The sequence below is a fragment of the Bartonella sp. AA56HLJMS genome (genome assembly GCF_042197145.1).
Taxonomy (GTDB): Bacteria; Pseudomonadota; Alphaproteobacteria; order Rhizobiales; family Rhizobiaceae; genus Bartonella.
The window spans coordinates 56,407-76,359 of sequence record NZ_JBHIRL010000002.1; the positions used below are offsets into that span (position 1 = coordinate 56,407).

General features: G+C 37.1%; 11 protein-coding genes. 4 read left to right on the forward strand and 7 right to left on the reverse strand.

Annotated features, from left to right (window positions below; all coding sequences use genetic code 11):
* Positions 1-187 precede the first annotated feature (187 nt).
* From bafA (ACFINI_RS01645) to bafA (ACFINI_RS01660), 4 genes are all read right to left on the reverse strand, one after another.
* Complete coding sequence (bafA, locus tag ACFINI_RS01645) at positions 188-2,791, reverse strand: BafA family autotransporter (protein ID WP_375645469.1); 2,604 nt, start codon at positions 2,789-2,791, stop codon at positions 188-190.
* Between the two features lie 356 nt (positions 2,792-3,147).
* Positions 3,148-3,336: a hypothetical protein gene (locus tag ACFINI_RS01650; RefSeq protein WP_375620748.1), complete on the reverse strand. Its 189-nt coding sequence runs from the start codon at positions 3,334-3,336 to the stop codon at positions 3,148-3,150.
* 295 nt (positions 3,337-3,631) lie between these two features.
* Positions 3,632-6,196: a BafA family autotransporter gene (gene bafA, locus ACFINI_RS01655; RefSeq protein ID WP_375645470.1), complete on the reverse strand. Its 2,565-nt coding sequence runs from the start codon at positions 6,194-6,196 to the stop codon at positions 3,632-3,634.
* A 363-nt stretch (positions 6,197-6,559) separates the two neighbouring features.
* Positions 6,560-12,064, reverse strand: a complete 5,505-nt coding sequence (bafA, locus tag ACFINI_RS01660; protein ID WP_375645471.1) for a BafA family autotransporter — start codon at positions 12,062-12,064, stop codon at positions 6,560-6,562.
* 570 nt (positions 12,065-12,634) lie between these two features.
* Between bafA (ACFINI_RS01660) and ACFINI_RS01665 the strand changes: the two genes are divergently transcribed.
* A complete protein-coding gene (locus ACFINI_RS01665; protein WP_375620745.1) occupies positions 12,635-13,924 on the forward strand; it encodes an MFS transporter in 1,290 nt (429 codons plus the stop codon).
* Here the strand turns inward: ACFINI_RS01665 and ACFINI_RS01670 are convergent.
* From ACFINI_RS01670 to ACFINI_RS01680, 3 genes are read right to left on the reverse strand one after another with little or no spacing between them, the layout of a single operon-like run.
* Positions 13,921-14,187: a hypothetical protein gene (locus ACFINI_RS01670; RefSeq protein ID WP_375620744.1), complete on the reverse strand. Its 267-nt coding sequence runs from the start codon at positions 14,185-14,187 to the stop codon at positions 13,921-13,923. The two genes, ACFINI_RS01665 and ACFINI_RS01670, sit on opposite strands and share 4 nt — an antisense overlap.
* Positions 14,174-14,353, reverse strand: coding sequence for a hypothetical protein (locus ACFINI_RS01675; protein WP_375611245.1), 180 nt, complete (start codon positions 14,351-14,353; stop codon positions 14,174-14,176). Before ACFINI_RS01675 ends, ACFINI_RS01670 begins: the two co-directional genes overlap by 14 nt.
* A complete protein-coding gene (locus tag ACFINI_RS01680) occupies positions 14,353-14,799 on the reverse strand; it encodes a DNA polymerase III subunit chi (RefSeq protein ID WP_375620743.1) in 447 nt (148 codons plus the stop codon). Before ACFINI_RS01680 ends, ACFINI_RS01675 begins: the two co-directional genes overlap by 1 nt.
* A 407-nt stretch (positions 14,800-15,206) precedes the next feature.
* Between ACFINI_RS01680 and lptF the strand changes: the two genes are divergently transcribed.
* The 3 genes from lptF to ACFINI_RS01695 are packed head-to-tail and all read left to right on the forward strand — an operon-like array spanning position 15,207 to position 19,846.
* Entirely contained in the window at positions 15,207-16,397 is a 1,191-nt protein-coding gene (gene lptF, locus ACFINI_RS01685; RefSeq protein ID WP_375611243.1) for an LPS export ABC transporter permease LptF, read from the forward strand.
* Positions 16,394-17,485 carry an LPS export ABC transporter permease LptG gene (gene lptG, locus ACFINI_RS01690; RefSeq protein WP_375645472.1) on the forward strand — a complete coding sequence of 364 codons (1,092 nt, stop codon included), beginning with the start codon at positions 16,394-16,396 and terminating at the stop codon, positions 17,483-17,485. Before lptF ends, lptG begins: the two co-directional genes overlap by 4 nt.
* Entirely contained in the window at positions 17,486-19,846 is a 2,361-nt protein-coding gene (locus ACFINI_RS01695) for an LPS-assembly protein LptD (protein ID WP_375645473.1), read from the forward strand. It begins immediately after the preceding gene.
* Positions 19,847-19,953 lie beyond the last annotated feature (107 nt).

Here is a 19,953-nt window from a genome sequence, read left to right on the forward strand (position 1 = left end):
AAAATCTACACAAATTCTCAAAAATATAGAATAAATTATAAAGAAAACTTTAATAAAAATCCTGCAATTGCTCATCCCATCATAAAAATGCGCTACCGACTCTTAATAAATATTGAATCTTCTTCCATAATTTTAAATGCTTCCTATCAAAATTATCATTGAAATCAATCAAAAAATAACCATATCGTTAGAAACTATAGCGTACACCTAAAATACCCTGAAAGGACTGTTTTGTTTTATGTCCTTTAACATAATGGGCCTCACCATATAACTTTAACTTCTCACTCACAAAACTGCTTAAACCTAATCCTAACTTACCTGCATTGCCCGATAAGTCCGTGGTAAATGGATGACGTTGATTAATTAATGTTTGATTGTCATCTTTATTCTCACGCAACCATGCTGCTGTAATATACGCAAGCGATGAGGAATCCATGTGAGAACCAAATTCATATCCTAAAGATAAGCCAACCTCACTGCGTAATGAAGTAAATGGACGCATGTCACCTGTCATGCCATTCGATAACTTGATTTCTTTACCCTCAACACGCAACCATGTAAATTGTCCATAAGGCTGCAACCAACTGTTCTTTGACGTCTTAAGTCGATAACCAGCTTCAAAGGAAGTTCCCAATGCCCTTTGAGTATATGTTCCTTCAATCTCTAAACCATTCGTTGAAACGGCTTTTAGAGTATTTTGATAATGATTGTATTTTAAAATACCATCGAGATACCATCCACTATGATCAAAATAAGTGACATAAGCACCAATACCATAAGTATTGATTCCACTGTTACCCCCCCGTGCATGCGCAACACGGGCACGATCATAACTGCCAAAACCACCTATATAAAACTCTCCATTTTCCCACTCGCTTAAACCATTGATCCCCAAAACGATACCGGTCTGATCCAGTTTAAAATCTATATGCTCTGTAGCAACACTCTCTTTAGATTTAATCGCATAGGTCCATAAAGCCGTATTCTTTTTACTTTTATCTAGAATTCCTCTTCCCACACGTACGGTTTGCATTTCATTGTGAAAAACCATCGCTGGCGCCACAGACATAGACAATACCGCATCTGTAGAGGGAGTGGTCAAAAAGTGAGAAACTGAAAGTTTCTCACTCAATTGTGGAAAAGGTTGTTCTTTATGAACTGGACGTAAAATCATTTGATCGGCTAAAGATTGAGAAGAGGTTGAAACAGCAGTTTGTTGTTTTTCATCAGAAAAAGGATGAGGACCTGATGGAGGTAACGCTACAAGAGTCTGATTTTCTTGAGAGGGAGATACAGAAACACTAGAGACATTCTGTGCCCCTCTTATCTGTGCCCCTCTTAAATGACGTGGAGGTCGTGGTTTAGATGGCTGTTTTTTAGTAAGTGAACGAGGACCGGTATTTTTTCCTTCAGAAGAAGCCCCTTGATCAGACTGTGTACCCGTATCAGCAGACAATGCAAGAGGAAACTTCGCTTTCTTATTCACACACTCTACTTCAGAATTAGAACCTTCCGTATCTCCAAAAGCTCTACTTAAATACCAAATTGTAGCACTACCACTAGAATCAGCACATCTTCCTCTCTTCACTAAGCGATACTGATAGGTTCCACCATCAACAGCTGTAATGTCCTTGCCCAAAAGATCTGCCAGAGTAAAATTAGCTCCGCCATTGTGGCTTCTATCGGTAATTAACGGAAGCTCAGTAACCAAACTATTCCTTTGTGAGAGAGGACCTGTAATTTCACGTCCAGAATCTGCAATATTTATTTTGTGATTCCCTGAGCCCTCACCAATCAACAAATAATCACTCGCATCCCACGTAGCGCTAATATTGAATCGAAAATGTAAATCCCCTGAAAGTCTCTCAACATAAAGTGAAATATGACGTGGATCATACGGAATAGAAGAAAAAATAACAGTCCCACTCTGCCCCCCTAAATCTTTAATTTTAATCTGTGGTTTTTCTCCTATCTTCCGTTCACCAACCTCAAATATTATCTCATCCACGCTCTCTTCTATAGGAATTTTTTTCTTAGTTATATGATTTGTCCTATCGCCAGCGAATAAATAAAGTTCTCCGCCACCATTGATCCTTACTTCTCCAACGACTTCTTGTACACCAACATGGAACCACGATTTAGCAAAATCCGTAATTGTTAAAGTATCTACAAATCCCATAGGATATACAACTTGAATAGCTTGATCCTTCAAAGTAGTTTTCACAGACTCCCCTAGTGCTAAGACATGCTGTCTCCCATTCCCAGAAACTTCTGTAAACATTGCTCTCCCCCCTTCCTTTCTTTGCCTCGCATAAATATTTTGTTCTCCATCATTTCCCACTTTCGCATACCAAGCACCTCCCCCATCATACACATTCTGCTGTCCCACTGCTCCACCTCCACCCGTAACTGTGGAATTATATGCACTACTTCGTCTAACCACGCGTGTAAAATCAATATTTGGCTCTTCATGAATAAACTGCTGACCTCCCCAAATTTTGGCGCTCATTGCAATTCCTGCTCGTGTAACTATTTGCATCCCTCCTTTTTTAATAGTGGACCCCACGGAAGTTTTTCCATTCTCAACAAGCTCTACATCACCATATTCAATCGTAATATTATTTTTGAAAAAACTAGCAATCAGTTCTAAATTTTTTTCTTCCTCTTCTCTATTTCCCACATCTGTTGCTCTTGTTAGCACTCTATTCCTACTCTCAACTACACTTGCAGATTGCAAAAGACAACTACTGATCATCAATACTGAAAAACTTAATTTGTATTTATACCGCATTATCCACACTCCACTCTCAATTATTTAGAAAAATACCCCGCGGCTACATAGGTCGCTCGCTTTAGATTGTATCATAATGTGTTTTATTTATGTCTAAATACAATTTTTTAGTGTATTTTTTAATTTAAGCAACTTTAAGTTGTTTATCTATAAGCCACTAAAAAACTCTAACTTAAGGCAGAAAAATTGAATAAAATTCAAAATGTTCACTTAAGTTAAAGGAATAATTTGCATATCTGGAATTATAGATGAAAAAAATGCTCGTGCCCTTTAATGGAGCCCCTCTTCACGTAAAACAAAACGCTACTGGGTTGTACATTCACACACTTGTTTTAAAGAGACATCTCTCAATGCACTCAAGCCCATTTCGCGACGTCATCCATGAATGATATACCGGTAAAGCCATTGAACTCCCAATCTTTACGCTTATGAAGAAGCGAGCCGATATCATCATACACTTTTCCAGCCCTAAAATGTTGCAACGCTACACCCTTTGGTACTTGAGGCAGTTTAATAAGAGGTATTTTTAGTTCTTTCTTGTACAATTTTTATCCACGCAGGCTTGCCTGCTTGTGACGTGCAAGAAAATGGTTTTGATTGATTCAACATAAACAGATTTGGAATCAGAGAATTCTATGATTTTCGCGACTCTCATTCAACATGCATAGAAATGAATTATTATTATAAATTCAGTATGTTACCTTTAAAAGAGAGAGTATAAAGACATTCCTACTGTTTGAGAAAGTCCTTACACTCTCGAGAAGACATAGCCGAGCGTTATCTGTTTAAGCTTGCAAAACAATTACATTTGTAAAGTCAATCAGCCGTGTACACACATATTTAGAAACTATAGCGTAATCCTAAAATACCTTGAAGAGCATTCTTAATCTTATGTCCTTTTAGATAATGTGCTTCCGCATAAAGTGTTAGTTTATCATTGACCGAACCGTTTAAACCAATTCCCAATTTACCCGCACTGCCTGATAAATCTGTAATAAATTTATACTGGTTATTAATTGTCGTATAATTATTATTTATATTCTCACGCAACCAAGCTGCCATAATGTAAGCTGTTAATGAAGTTTCTGAACTCACAAAAAATTCATGTCCTGCAGTCAATCCAACTTCACTGCGGAATGAAGTTAATGGGCTTAGATCACCTATCATTCCATTGGAAAGTTTTATTCTTTTACCTTCAACCTGCAAACCTGTTAGCTTGATATAAGGCTGCATCCAAGTATTCTGTGCCGGTTCAAAATAACAGCCAATCTCAAATGATCCACCTATCGCCCACTGATTGTAATGACTTTGAATGGCTAAACCATTCGTTGAGATGGCTTTCAAATCATCCTGGTAATAATTATATTTCAAAACACCATCCATATACCATCCACGATGATCAAAATAAGTTGCGTAAGTTCCAATGCTATAAGAGCTCAGATCACTATCACCACCTCGTGCATGAGAAATACGTACTTGATCATAACTCCCGAAACCACCAACATACAACTCTCCATGCCTTAATTCACTCAACTGATCAGCACCAAAGACTAAACCTGTCTGCCCAAGCTTAAAGTGTGTATGGCCTGTCGCAACACGTTCTCTGCTCTTAATCCCATAAGTCCATAGTTCGATATCCTTCTTATTTCTGTCCCAAATTTTTCTACCATTCCGTATAATTTGCAACTCATTATTAAAAATAAGCCCAGGAACTACGGACAACGTTAACACTGCATCTGTAGAGGGGGTTGTTGATGTTTCTCCAGGAAAAAAAGGATTTGTCGGATCTGGTATAGAAGGTTCTGGTCCACTGAGGCGGTCTGCCGATAAAAACCAAACTTTTCCATTTTCATCCTTTCTTTCTTTCAAATCATACATATAAGTTCCACCATCAATGGCGTTAATTTTTTCACCCTTAAGATCTGTCAGCGTAAAATGCGCTCCACCACTTTGATCCGTAATTAAATCACGCTTATTTGAAAAAGGATCCGTGATTTCAACTCCAGAATCAGCAACACTTATTGTATGTTTCCCAGCGCCTTTCTCAACCAAGAGATAATCACCACGGTTATGGGCAATCGTAGTATTGAACGCGAAATGTAAATTTCCTGAAAGATTATTCACATGAAGCTGAGAATAATATGGATCAGAACCTGTAAACGAAAAAATAACACTCCCTTCACCACTTAATTTTTGTATCAAAGAACTTTTTCCATCAAACTCATCAGTAATAGAGTATAGTTTTGTATCTTTTCCATTTAAAATAATATCTTCTACTGTAGTGCGTTGTTGATCATTCCCAGCATAAAGATGGATCTGCCCAGAATGGTTTACCTGTGTCTTGCCTTCTAATGTTGCTCCAGCATGCACCCATGATTTTGTTTGATCATTCATTGTTAGATTTTTTACAGATCCATCAGTATATATTTCCTGAATAGCACTCTCATTTAAAGTGACTCCAATAGCCTGACCGCCTTTTAAGATACGTTGTTTACCACCACCAAAAACTTCTGTGTGAAATGCAAAACCACCATTTTTTGCACTTTGAGACTTTTGTCCAACTTCTTGGACACCCCCTTGCATAACTTTTGTATTCCAAACTTTTCCGCCATCATATACTTTTTGTTGGCCTAGTGTTTCATCTTGACCATAAATGATAGTATGAGAAGCACTACTGCCTTTAATCTCTCCTCCAATATCCCCCTCCCCGAAAACAAGCTGCTCACCGCCATAAATTTTAGTCCCCTCTACTTTCCCTCCATTTCCAACACTTTGGTGCCCGCCTTCTTTAACAACAGCATTTTTCGAAAAACCTTGTTTTCCCTTTAAAGCCTGAACATTTTCAATTCCACCATGTTCAATTTTACTATTCTCACTGAGTCCTCCTGCATACACATAAAGCTCTGCACCATTCCTTACAGTGTTATTAATGGATCGCCCTGGACTATCAATTTCACCATCATTTGAAATGTATGCTTTACCTTCATTATCAAGGATATAATTTTCTAACATTGCCCCATCTTTAATGGAAATAAGTTCAGGCTTTTTAAGAAATGCAGTATTTTGTTCTTGTGCATTATATCCAGCATTGTCACGATGACTGCTGTCAAGCTCCTGTTGACTCGCAAACACTCTAGCACCCTTATCCATGATAAAATCTCTAGGCTTTTTTAAAAAGTCTAATTCATTGCGCGTTCTTACCATAACATCATTAGAGGCTCCAAGTATGCATCTTGCTGATTTCATATCCTCATTGTATTGATCTTGAAATACTTTATCATTTTCATAACTTGAAGATTGACAAAAAAGTGCTGTTCTCTCCTCATTTGCAGCAGCAGCTTGCACAAAACAGCTGCTCAACATGAGTATCCAAAAATTTCGTTTCCATTTATATTGTAGAGCCATATCCTCCCCCCTTCACGCCTGCATAGACACTGAACGTAATTAGCTCTACAAAACATATTTTCAACCTTAGATTGCAACAATCCTTCTTAAAAATCCTCCTTATCTCATAAAAAACCGTTCTTTACAGTTTTTTAAATACTTTTTTGATCAAGAATATAAGGGCGTTTTTATAGTGCTTCTTTAGCATTTTCTCGGAGTTTTCTTATCAAAGATAAAAAGTAATGCATAATCAAGTATATAAGGGTATACAGTTTATCATGAACAACGAAGCTGCGTGCTCTGAAAAATTGTTCTCTGATGCTGCATTAAAAACTTTAAAAAACTAATCATACATTTAAAGATAACTAAAAAATAACCATATCGTTAGAAACTATAGCGTACACCTAAAACACCCTGAAGGGACTGTTTTGTTTTACGCCCTTTAATATAATGTGCCTCACCATATAACTTTAACTTCTCACTCACTAAACTGCTTAAACCTATTCCTAATTTACCTGCATTCCCCGATAAGTCAGTGGTAAATGGATGGCGTTGATTAATTAACGTTTGATTGTCATCTTTATTCTCACGCAACCATGCTGCTGTAATATACGCAAGCGATGAGGAATCCATGTGTGAACCAAATTCATACCCTAAAGATAAACCAACCTCACTGCGTAATGAAGTGAATGGACGCATGTCACCTGTCATATCATTCGATAACTTGATTTCTTTACCCTCAACTTGTAACCATGTAAATTGTCCATAAGGCTGTAACCAACTGTTCTTTGACGTCTTAAGTCGATAACCAGCTTCAAAGGAAGTTCCCAATGCCCTTTGAGTATATGTTCCTTCAATCTCTAAACCATTCGTTGAAACGGCTTTTAGAGTATTTTGATAATGATTGTATTTTAAAATACCATCGAGATACCATCCACTATGATCAAAATAAGTGACATAAGCACCAATACCATAAGTATTGATTCCACTGTTACCCCCCCGTGCATGCGCAACACGGGCACGATCATAACTGCCAAAACCACCTATATAAAACTCTCCATTTTCCCACTCGCTTAAACCATTGATCCCCAAAACGATACCGGTCTGATCCAGTTTAAAATCTATATGCTCTGTAGCAACACTCTCTTTAGATTTAATCGCATAGGTCCATAAAGCCGTATTCTTTTTACTTTTATCTAGAATTCCTCTTCCCACACGTACGGTTTGCATTTCATTGTGAAAAACCATCGCTGGCGCCACAGACATAGACAATACCGCATCTGTAGAGGGAGTGGTCAAAAAGTGAGAAACTGAAAGTTTCTCACTCAATTGTGGAAAAGGTTGTTCTTTATGAACTGGACGTAAAATCATTTGATCGGCTAAAAATTGAGAAGAGGTTGAAACAGCAGTTTGTTGTTTTTCATCAGAAAGAGGATGAAGACTTCCTGAACCTAAGACTTCAATAACGTGACTTCCAAGAGAGGAAACAGTTGGAGATACAAAAGCTGGAGATCTTTGATTCAAGTTTTGGCGGTTTTTTCTTCGACGTGGCAATTTAATAACACGCGCTTGTGGTGCTGCAATAGTTGAAAGAGAAGAAACTGATTGATTTTGATTTAAATGCCGCATAGATCTGCTTCTACTACGTGGTAAACTGTTGAGAAATGAAACATTATCAATAAATACTGCAGATAAATACCAAACTTTTTCACCCCCATCCTCATCAATTCTCTGTTTTAAACCATACGTATAGGTTCCGCCATCAATAGTTTTAACATTTGCACCAGAAAAGCTTCTCAGGGTAAAATGTGCGCCACCACTTTGATCAAAAATTAAATCAAGTCCTGCTGAAGAAGGATCAACAATTTCAATACCAGAATCTACGACACTTATTGTATGAAAACCACTCCCATTCTCAATAAAGAGGTAATCACCTTTTTCTTCTGCAAGGCTAACATTAAAGTTAAAATGTAGACTCCCTGCTAGATTATCAATGTAAAGCTGAGAGTAATATAAATCATCTTCAAAAGAGGTAAAAATGACTTTTCCTACACCGCTTAACTGCTGAATGCGTGTACTTTTGTCGTCAAACCCACGAGCAACGGAGTATAATTGAGCGTCTTCTCCATTTAATTCAATGTTTTCTACTATAGTTTGTTGACCATCGTCTCCAGCATCAAGATGGAGCCCACCAAAATCCTGAACTTTTATTTCTCCTCCTAATATTGCACCAGGAGAAATCCATGAATTAGCATTACCTTCAATCGTTAGATTCTTTACAATTCCACCTGCATAGACTTCTTGAACACCACCAGTGCGTAAAATGACTGTATTTGCTTCACCTCCTGCTAAAACACGCTGCACACCCTCTGAAAAGATTTCAGCATTTACAGCTAAACCGCCGGCTTTTTCTGCAAAGTTATCATCATTAGGAAACCACTTAGCAAGAGTTTGTACTCCTCCACTCATCACTTTTGTTTCCACAGCCATCCCATCATCATATACATTCTGCTGTCCCGGCGTATCACCTTGACCATAAAGTGTCGTGTTATAAGCACTGCTCCCCACAATTCCACCATTTACATAACCATTTCCGAAAACAAGCTGCTCCCCACCATAAATTTCAGCTCTCAATGCAGAGCCTCCCCCCTCCACTTTTTGTTTTCCACCCTCGTAAATAATCGTAGATTCTGAGACCCCCTGTTCCCCTACAATCTCAGTACCACCATTTTCAATGGTTGTATTTTTACTGAAACCACCAGCTTCAACATAAAGTCTTCCTGATCCCTGAATTGTATTATTAATAGACTTCTTAAGAACACCTTGCTCTCCATCATCAGAGACATAAACTACGTTACCATCACCGAGCAAAGAGCTTTGTAGAATTCCTCCTCCTTCCCCAATGCTGTAATGAATTACATCAGAGATACTAAAATCTTTTGCCGATGTCATATTTTCTTCTTTTTCAGGAAGCTTATCTATAGGCGACTCCACATGAGGTGAAGGAATTACAGGAGCAGAAGTTATTTGTGATATAGCCAAAGACCAAGTCTTTCCCCCATTATCATCTTTTGTCTTTAAGCCATACATGTAGGCTCCACCATCAATCGTACTCGTCTCTTCACCAGAAAAATCTGTCAGAGTAAAATGCGCATTTCCGCTTTGAACATGAATTAAATCAAGCTCCAAAACTAAATTCTGATCTTGTAGAGGAGAATTGGTAATTTCAACACCAGAATCGATAACACTTATGGTGTGATTACCTGATCCTTGTTTTATCAGAAGATAATCACCGCGCTGTTCTGCAAAATTAGTATGCAACCTAAAATGTAAACTCCCTGAAAGATCATTGATCTCAAGTTTAGAGTAATGTGGATTAAACACGGTAGAAGTAAAAATAACACGACCATTCCCACTCAGATTCTCAATCAAAGAACTTTCACCATCTATATTAGAGGCAATCGCGTACAATTTTGTATCTCTGCCATTTAAGACAATTTTTTCTACTTCAGTACGAGATTGCTCTGCACCAGCATAAAGATAAATCCGTCCAGAATCATTAACCGTTGTCTTTCCTTCCAATGTTGCGCCACCATGTAACCACGATTGTGCTTGATCCTTAACGGTTAAATCTTTTACATAACCTCCTAAATCTATTGCCTGAAAAGCAGTCCCTTCTAAAAGAACGCCAATCGCGATTCCTCCCGCTAAAACATGTTGCTGTCCACCAGAAAAGACCTTCGTATCAAAGGCAAAACTGCTATACTCGTCTAGATCCTCTTCTCCATAAAGATTTTGTATCCCTCCTTCCATGATCTGTGTGTTAAAAACCTCTCCATCATCATACACATTCTGATATCCTCGCACTCCATTCTCACCAGAAACGATAGTGTCATAGGCGCTGCTCCTCACCACCGCACCTTTAATATCAGACTTTCCTGAAACAAATTGCTCACCTCCGTAAATTTCAGCCCCTTCAGCTTTTCCCCCCTCTTTAACCTTTTGTTGCCCACCTTTATGAACAATAGTATCCTGTGAAAGACCCTGTGTTTTAATAAGCTCAGTGCCACCTCTTTGAATTGTCGTATACAAGCTAAAACCACCGCTATAAACGGAAAGCTTTCCACCATCTTTAACTGTAATACTAATTGAAGTTTCTCCATTGCTATCAACTTCCTTGCTACTCGTGTCAAAGCTAGGATCTGCAATAGAAACAGTTGTTCCTTGATCAATTGTGAGTTCTGTAAGTAAATCACTTGATGAACCAGTATATGGTTTCAATACACTATCAAAAACTTGAGAAGTTGTCTCATCAATGGTGTGGTTTGCATCTAAGTACCAAATTTTACCAGTACCCTTATTGTTTCTATGTTGCAAACTGTACCGATAGGTTCCGGCATCAACAGTTCCGATTTTTTCACCAAAAGTGTTTGTCAGAGTAAAATGGGCATTTCCGCTGCGATCAGTAATTAATTTAAGCTTTTTGTAAGAAGAATTTGTAATTTCACGCCCAGAATCAGCCACACTTATTGTGTGAGAACCAGAGCCCCTTTTTTTAATCACAAGATAATCACTAAGCTGCTTGGCAAAATTGACATTAAAATCAAAATGTAAAGAACCTGAAAGATCATCAATATTAAGTTGAGAATAGAGCTTATTCGTCCCTAAAGACGTAAAAATAACTCTCCCATTTCCTTTTAAATTCTTAACATTAATCTCAGGTTTTTTGCCGTTATCTTCAGACGCAATAATGTATAGTTTGGTATCTTCTCCATTTAAATTAAGATTTTCTACTTCCGTAACAGCTTCACCATTTCCAGCATAGAGATAGAGGTTGCCAAAATCATTAACATTTGTATCCTTATCTAATATCGCACCAGCAAAACCCCATGACCTTGCTTGATGATTAATAGTTAGATTATCCGCATATCCAGAATCATATATATTCTGAATAGCTCTATCGTATAAAGTAACTTCACTCGCATTCCCTCCTGCAAAGATATTCTGCATACCATTTTTAAAAAGTTCAGTACTCAGTGCAAAAGCCCCCTCATTAATTGTAAAATCTTCATCTTCTATATCGGCTGTATCAGCATCTTCTGAGAAACCGTTATGAAAATTCTCTTTACCATCAAGATTCTGGATACCTCCTTTCATAACCTTTGTGTCAACAGCCATCCCCCCACTATAAACACTTTGTATTCCTGGCATTCCATCTGCAGCATGAATTTCAGTGCCATAAGCACTACTTTCCTTATCTTTTCGCGACAAACTAGATCCAAGGCTTCCCTTACCAAAAATAATCTGCTCGCCACCATGGATTTGAGCCCCTTCTGCATTTGCACCACTCTCAACAATTTGTTTACCACCTTTTTTAACAGTAGCATATTCTGAAATGCTCAAGTTTTGGACAAACTCAATCCCACCATGCTCAATTGTCGTATCCCTGCTAACACTTGCTGCATCAATGTAGAGTTTTCCCCCTTCTCTAACCGTATTATTAATGGAATAAGCTGCATCTTTATAGTTAAAGCTATTTATTTCAGAACCTTCAGAGTCACGGTTAGTAATATAGATCGCAGCACCATCGCTTATTATTGAATTTGTGAGTACTTCAAAGAATAGGTTTTCTAATCTCTTCCTTTCCTCTTCTGAAAGATCACTTCCTTCTGCTGTCTGTTTATTCTCTATCTTTTTTGATCCCCCCTTTTTTTCTTTTAGTCCCCTCACTTCTGATAACAACTTTCTTGTCTCTTCTAGGTGTTCACTGATACTTACTGGTGTTAATAACTTTTCTCTTGGTGTAGCTACTCCATATGCACTCGCAATCTTGACAAAAAAACCACTGACCATTAACGCACAAAAACTTAATTTCAATTTGCGTTGCATTATTTACACTCCATAATTTTAAATTTAAATTCTCCCATTTAGAAAAAAGTGCATAGACCAAAACAACACAACGTAATTGCTCAACCTCATGTCTTTTAAGACAGCAAAGCATTCGATGGATTAAGCTTTGACAGATCAAATATACACCATGTGTTTTAAAATGCATGCACAACTAAAAGATTTAATTTTTTAGATACACTTTAAAAGTGTTATAATTGCATCCATGAAAAATATTTTTAATATTTTGAGACACTAAACACTGATCTACGAATAAGATTGATCCCTTAATAGATAAAAATGGCATTAAACTTTAAAGGACACAGCAATGTGAATGAGAGCTGCGTTTATAGCCATCTATTGCCATCTTCTACAGCATTTAAAGCAGTGTCTTTATCTTATTCAATTTGGATAATATATAGAGCACTTATTCATACTCATCAGCCCATAATCATTGTTCTAATATATAACGAAGTGTCATAATATTGACTCGACACTGATTTGAAATTTCTATAGTTATAGTCAGTTAACTCGTCATTTGATTTGTCATATACTGAAAGGGACATTCTATTCATGTCTATAAACTCAGAAATGAAAGCTACAAGCAACAGAAACTCCCCTCGTCGGATTTTATTTGCAAGCCTTATTGGCCCAACAATTGAATTCTTTGATTTTTATGTCTTTGGCACTGCCGCAGCTCTTATATTTCCTCATGTGTTTTTTCCAACACAAAATGATCAAATTGCCATTTTACAATCTTTCCTAATATTTGGAGCAGCCTTTTTTGCCCGCCCTTTTGGATCAGTTGTTTTTGGACATTTTGGAGATAAAATTGGAAGAAAAGCAACACTTATCGCTTCTCTTCTCACAATGGGTCTTTCAACAGTCATTATTGGTTTTCTTCCTACTTATGAAATAGCTGGGTGGTTTGCCCCTTTCCTCTTAACCTTGTGCCGTATTGGACAGGGAATTGGATTAGGAGGAGAATGGGGAGGAGCTGTTTTGCTCGCTACAGAAAATGCCCCTCCAGAAAAGCGCGGCTGGTATGCAATGTTCCCCCAATTAGGCGTTTCAATAGGTTTGTTTTTATCTATTGCTGTTTATTTGGGTCTGCTGCATTTCCTTGATCGTGAAGAACTTTTAGCCTGGGGATGGCGTATTCCTTTTATTGCTTCAGTTGTTTTTATGATTATAGGATTATGGGTCCGTCTTTCAATCAATGAAACTGTTCAATTCAAAAAAACTCTTGAAAGTAAAAAACATGTCAAAGTTCCTATCATAGATGTCTTTTTAAAATGTCCACGAATCCTATTTCTTGGAATATTTTCTGGTATGGCAACTTTTGTTTTGTTTTACTTGGTTACTACATATTTGCTAAGCTATTCAACAAACCATTTGCAATTGCCATTTCATCAAGCTCTTCAAATCGAAATTGTCGGTGCTATTTTTTGTGGGATTTTTACTGTCATCACGGGAAGACTCGCTGACCGTATTAGACGTAGAACTTTGATGATTTGGATTACAATCATCACAGGTATTTATTCTTTCGCAATTCCTTATTTCTTAAATTCTGGAGTTATAGGAGTCCTTGCAATGTCTGTTATCGGTTTGTCTCTCATGGGAATGATATACAGTCCTCTTGGTGCTGTTTTGGCTTCACCATACCCAACAGCAATTCGATATACCGGTTCTTCTATTACTTTCAATTTATCTGCTATTATAGGAGCATCTCTCGCGCCTTATATTGCAGAATATCTGGTGCAACATTTCGATACATCTTATATCGGTTATTATTTGCTTCTTGCTTCTTTTATTTCACTGATTTGCTTCGTCGGATTTACAGATGATGAAATATCCAACTAAAATATAATAATGAAGAATAAAATAAGGACTGGCGGCAAAAATGCTGCCAGTTTCGTTTTTAAAGACAGGGGTTGAGGTATTTTCCACCACAATATTCCTGCAAACAAAGCACTCAAAAAGAAAAATAAAAAATCTGCAATATTGCTTATATAAGAAACAGCAAACATTTCTGATAAGATATGCGTTGTCCCCAACCATGAAACGCAAAAGAAGGCCAACATCACAGCCCATAAAACAAGCAAAATTCGATCAATAATTATCATTATGGCGTTTCGTTTTTTTAATTATAGTCCATATATTTAACATGCCTAAAAGAAAAATCACAATAAAAACCCAACGCCCTCCCCCTGAGCCTTCCGTAATAAAAAGTGCAGGATTTACTATTCCCAGTAATCCTATAAAAATCAGAACAATAGATACAAGACGCATTAAACCTGTTTTTCCCAGCGACGATCTTCAGTCTGTTGCCAATACGTTAAATTATGATTTTCCATTTTATATTTTTTCCACTGTGCACGAACGAGATTCAACTGCTCTTCACTTCTACCATCAAATATCACGACAAGCCGTTGATAAGCATCAATATCCGAACAAACAGCTCCCTCTATGAGAAAACGAATCTTTGAATCATTCGGATTTTCTTGTCCTGTCGTAAGAAATACAGGCTGAACGTTTGGATATTGATCACACTCCGTTCCATGTCCAATAAATGATTCATCAGTATAAACCCATAAATGTATATCTATAGAATCGCGTTGTTCTTTACTCACACACTGTATTGTTACTTTACCAAAACGAGCCAATGCACGCTCCACAAGCGTCGGCAAAATATCCTTCAGCGTTGACTGCGTCAAATGATAGAATAAAATATCCAATCTCTTAAGCCTTCATCATTCTTTATAAAAAAGCTAACATCTTTTTAAAAAAACTTCTATATCCCTAATACAAAGGAAACGGTTCAAGATATAAACCCTCTTTTTTGATTGAGATGCATTATCTTTTTGCACGTGTCTTTAAAAGACAAAAATTTTTATCTTCAACGTTAATAAAAAAGTTTTTTAAGTTATTTTCTAGATTCTTCTAGATTCTTTGTAGACTATAGTTGAAAATAAAATATAATGTACGGAAAATTTAAAGAGGACCTCATAGGCAATTTTATATTATTTATTTGGTAAAAATATCCAATTCATGAAAGGGTATTTTTTCAAACTTTATTACATTTTAACCGAAAGCAGTAAGAATATTTGCTATCGAATTAAAAACTGAGGATTTTCCCCAATTTATGCGTATTATTGAGTTCTACATCCTGAAACGTGTCATTGTTTTGTTTAGTTCTGTCATGATTGCAGCAGTGGGCGTTAGTTGGACTATACAAATTCTTGCACGGATAAACTTTCTCACAACAAGTAAACAAACACTCCTCACAGTCTTACAATTTTCACTCTCATTGGTTCCTTCTGTTATTTTTGTTGTCATTCCGTTTGCATTAGTCATCGCAATTACAACCATCCTCTCAGCAATGCATCAAGACTCAGAACTTGCTGTCATCAATGCCTCTGGTTTTCCTAAAAGTACTGTTTGGAAACCTATCCTTCTTCTTGCTATTGTTGCATCCTGTATCTCCTTTTCTATAGCTAATTTTGTTGTTCCTCAAGCGCGTCTTCATATGCGACAAATGCTAGCAAGCGCTCATTTTGATCTTATTAATCTATTCATTAGTGAAGGGAGCTTCCAAAAACTCGCCAATAACCTTTACATAGAAATTGGCGAACGAAATCCAAATGGAACACTTGAACGCCTTTTCATTGCCGACCAGCGTGATCCTAAGACTGATCTTTTTTATTATGCAACAGACGCATCCATTGTGAGCAATAAAAACGGCAGTTTTCTGGTTCTCAATAACGGTGAAATAGAAAGAGTCAATCATCAAAATAACAGTGTTTCAATCGTGCAATTTAGCTCATATACTTTTAGCCTAGGAGAGTTTATCCCTAGTGATAAAACACCTACTCTTTATCCAAAAGATCGGTCTCTTTCTTATTTACAAAACCCTGACCCAAAAGATCCCTACTATCAACGAAAACCACTCCAATATAAAGCTGAATTTCACCGCAGATTAACACAATGGCTCTACCCTATTGTTTTTTCACTTATTGCATTAGCAGCAGCAGGGGATGTACGCTCCCATCGACAAGCTCGTCATTCCGCAAATATCTCGGCAATTGCCCTTTCTTTTCTGGTGTATTGGATAGGATATTTTTTCGCAGAAAAAGCAAAAAGCGATCTTGCATACGTTCCTCTCCTTTATATTATACCTATAGGAACAAGTGCATTTGTCTTTTTTATGCTTTTAACGAATCATAAAATTGGGCTTCCCACAAAAGTTAATGAGATACTTCAAATCGCTTTTCAAAAAATAATGAACAAATTTGAACATCGAAAATCTCAAGATTCCTCGGATAAAATATCATGATTGGGTGGACACTTGGACGATATTTTTTTATACGGTATCTTAAAATAACTTGTTATTTCTGGGGAAGCATTTTTGTTCTTGCTCTTTTAATCGATTTCACAGAGAATTCCGGTAGGCTATCTTCACTTCCGCATTATACAGCAAAAGATGCATTTTTCCTCTCTGTTTTACGCATCCCTTTTATCATGCAACAACTTATCCCTTTCATTGCACTCTTTTCTGCAATGGCAACGCTTATCTCGCTCAACAAAAAACTTGAACTTGTGGTGACTCGTTCAATCGGTGTTTCTGCATGGCAATTTCTTATGCCAGCTTGTTTTGGAGCTTTTCTTTTAGGATTATTTTCAATTCTTCTCATTAATCCACTTGCTGCATGGGGATTTTCTCAAGCAGAAAAAAAGATGACTGAATGGCGCAATCACAATGTACTAACACCTCTTCACAATACAAGTATCCACTGGTTAACACAACGTACAAATTTAGGCAGAACAACCATTGGTGCCAAATCTATCACCGATCAAGGACTTTCTCTTCTCGATGCAACCTTTGTACAATACAATGACAATGCAACCGTTAAAAATTGGATTAACGCCCCAAAAGCAACCTTGACTAATGGATTTTGGCTATTAACAAATGGAACAATCTATAAAATAGGGCATCCTCCTGAAAAATTTACCGTGTTGCAAATAAAAACCAATCTAAAACCTGAATTTTTAACGGAACGTTTAGTGAATCCCGCAACTATTCCATTTTACCAATTGCCAAAAAAAATTATGATTGCACGTTCATTTGGCTATTCTGCTAATAATTTTGATATGTATTTCCAATCTTTGATTGCATTACCGGCATTGCTTGTGGCAATGACCCTCATTGCAGCAACTGTATCTTTAAATTTTACACGTTTTGGGCAATCTAGAATGTTGATTCTTGGTGGCGTAATAGCTGGGTTTATGCTTTATGTTATTTCCGTACTTGTTCAAGCTTTCGGTAATGCTGGATATATTCCACCAATTATTGCAGCTTGGACACCCGTTGTTATTGCGTTATTCTTAGGAATCTCTTTTTTACTTCATAAAGAGGATGGCTAAGTGAAAGCATTAACACTTAAAAAAACTATTTTAACAAAATTAAGTGCTCTCGCTTTTAAAAGTGTTGTGGGGGTTATTTTAGGAAGTGCTTTGTCTTATTGTGCGCACGCTCAAAGCCTTCAATCTCCTTCTCAAAGTCGCATTCAAAATCTGGAACCTCCTCTTTTGCTCTCTGCGGATGAACTCATCTACAATCGTGATGAAAACACTGTTTCTGCACACGGTAATGTCCAAATCAAATATGATGGCAATAAAGTTGTCGCTCAAAAAATTATTTACAATCAAAAAACAGGACGGCTTATAGCACAAGGGAACGTTGAAATTACTCAAAAGGATGGTAATAAAATTTATTCCAACCAAATTGATATGACCAAAGATCTTGGCGAGGGTTTTGTAAACGCCCTACGTATTGATACAGCCAACAATGTTCACTTTTCAGCCCAAAATGCTACACGCAAACACAATCACATAACAGTCTTTGAAAATGCAACCTATACAGCCTGTGAACCTTGCTCTTATAAACCAGATAGAGACGTCCTATGGAAAATTAAAGCAAGAAAGATCATATGGAATAATAGCGTCAAAAAAATTCGGTTTGAAAATAGCAGTTTTGAAGTTTTTGGTGTACCGATTATAAAATTTCCAAATTTTGAGATCTATGATCCAACTGTCAGGCGTGCTAGCGGTCTGCTTACTCCTCATTTTTTTTATACTGATTATCTCGGTATGGGGATAAAGAATTCTTATTTCTGGAATCTCGCCCCCCATTATGATTTTACCCTTTCTTCTACGGTTTATACCCAACAAGGGCTTTTAACCGAAGGGGAATGGCGTCAGCGTTTAAAAACGGGACGTTATAACATTCGCTTTGCTCATATATATCAAATGAAACCGCATAGATTTGATAATGATACGATTGATGCCCAACATAAAAACCGTTATATGCTGGCGACAAAGGGGGATTTTCGTATTAATTCACACTGGACTTATGGATGGGATATTCTTGCACAATCAGATCGGCATTTTAGTCGTGCCTATAAACTTGAAAACTATAACAATCCTACACAACTTTCTCAGATCTATCTGAATGGTCTTGCAGGAAAAAATTATTTTGATATGCGTTTTTATCATTTTAAAGTTCAAGATTCAATATTGAATGATCCTCATTATGAACGTCACTCTCGGCAAGCGTGGGTCTTACCACGCATCGATTATTTTTTCACACCAGATGAACCCATTTATAATGGAGAGCTTACCTTCCATAGTAATATGCAATCAGTTTATCGTCGCCATGCTGACTTCAGTTCACCCGACCAGAACGGAAACCCTCTCAACACAGTAAAACTTTCTGGTATGGCTGGAAATAGTTTGCGTTTAACAAACGAGCTTCAGTGGAAAAAGCGCTTCAACACGCACAACGGACTCATCTTAACCCCTCTTCTCTCTCTACGAGCTGATATCATTACAACCAATGCAAGCGAAAATCACACAGATTCTATAGAAAACAATGCCTTATCCGCAATTCATGGTTCAGCAATTCGTGGCATGGCAACAGCAGGATTGGAACTACGCTATCCCTTCCTCATTACAGCTGATCATTCTACACATATTATAGAACCAACTGCACAAATTTTTATACGCAATAATGAACAATATATTGGACAAATTCCTAATGAAGATGCTCAAAGCTTTGTCTTTGATGCAACCACTCTCTTTCAACGAGACAAATTTTCTGGTTATGATCGTGTAGAAGGTGGTACAAGAGCCAATATAGGTATAAGATATTCTGGAAGCCTTAATGATAATTGGTCTCTTTATGGTCTCATTGGACAATCCTTTCATCTAGCAGGAAAGAATTCTTTTGCAGAAAAGGACTTTATCAATGTCGGTACTCATTCTAGCTTAGAGGCAAAACGTTCAGACTATGTTGCAATGTTTGGTACAACCCATAAAAGTGGTTTTTCCTTAGAAACGCGTGGACGCTTTGATAAAAAAACAGGAAAAATCCGCCGTAGTGAAATCGAAGCATCACAAAAATGGCAAAATTTTTGGGCGGCTCTACAATATGCCTATATCGCAAAGCAACCAGATTATGAATATTCTCAAGAGCGCCAAGAAATTTCTTTTCAAACAGGACTTAAATTGGCAGATTATTGGTCCATTAATAGCAACGCCGGTTATGATTTAGTATCTGGTACATTTATAAAGCGAGGAATTAGCTTGAGTTATATGGATGAATGTTTCGGGTTAACATTCGGTTATCAACAGGTAACGAATCCAGGCAGGAAAGCACCCTTGCAAAACTTTAATTTCTCTCTTTCATTGCGTACGATTGCAGATATCGGAAAAAAGATAGATTAATTTATAAAGGGAATGTATCAGTCATTTAACTTATCATTGTTTTTATGAAAGAAAGCGTGTATTTTAAGTTGTTGATGAGAATTAATAAACAATGCGAAAGCCTATTT

What these genes read in the sequence shown, in the direction of transcription:
- bafA (WP_375645469.1), bottom strand. Translation starts at nt 2,791, where the DNA reads ATGCGGTATAAATACAAATTAAGTTTTTCAGTATTGATGATCAGTAGT.
- bafA (WP_375645470.1), bottom strand. Translation starts at nt 6,196, where the DNA reads ATGGCTCTACAATATAAATGGAAACGAAATTTTTGGATACTCATGTTG.
- bafA (WP_375645471.1), bottom strand. Translation starts at nt 12,064, where the DNA reads ATGCAACGCAAATTGAAATTAAGTTTTTGTGCGTTAATGGTCAGTGGT.
- ACFINI_RS01665 (WP_375620745.1), top strand. Translation starts at nt 12,635, where the DNA reads ATGTCTATAAACTCAGAAATGAAAGCTACAAGCAACAGAAACTCCCCT.
- ACFINI_RS01670 (WP_375620744.1), bottom strand. Translation starts at nt 14,187, where the DNA reads ATGATAATTATTGATCGAATTTTGCTTGTTTTATGGGCTGTGATGTTG.
- ACFINI_RS01675 (WP_375611245.1), bottom strand. Translation starts at nt 14,353, where the DNA reads ATGCGTCTTGTATCTATTGTTCTGATTTTTATAGGATTACTGGGAATA.
- lptF (WP_375611243.1), top strand. Translation starts at nt 15,207, where the DNA reads ATGCGTATTATTGAGTTCTACATCCTGAAACGTGTCATTGTTTTGTTT.
- lptG (WP_375645472.1), top strand. Translation starts at nt 16,394, where the DNA reads ATGATTGGGTGGACACTTGGACGATATTTTTTTATACGGTATCTTAAA.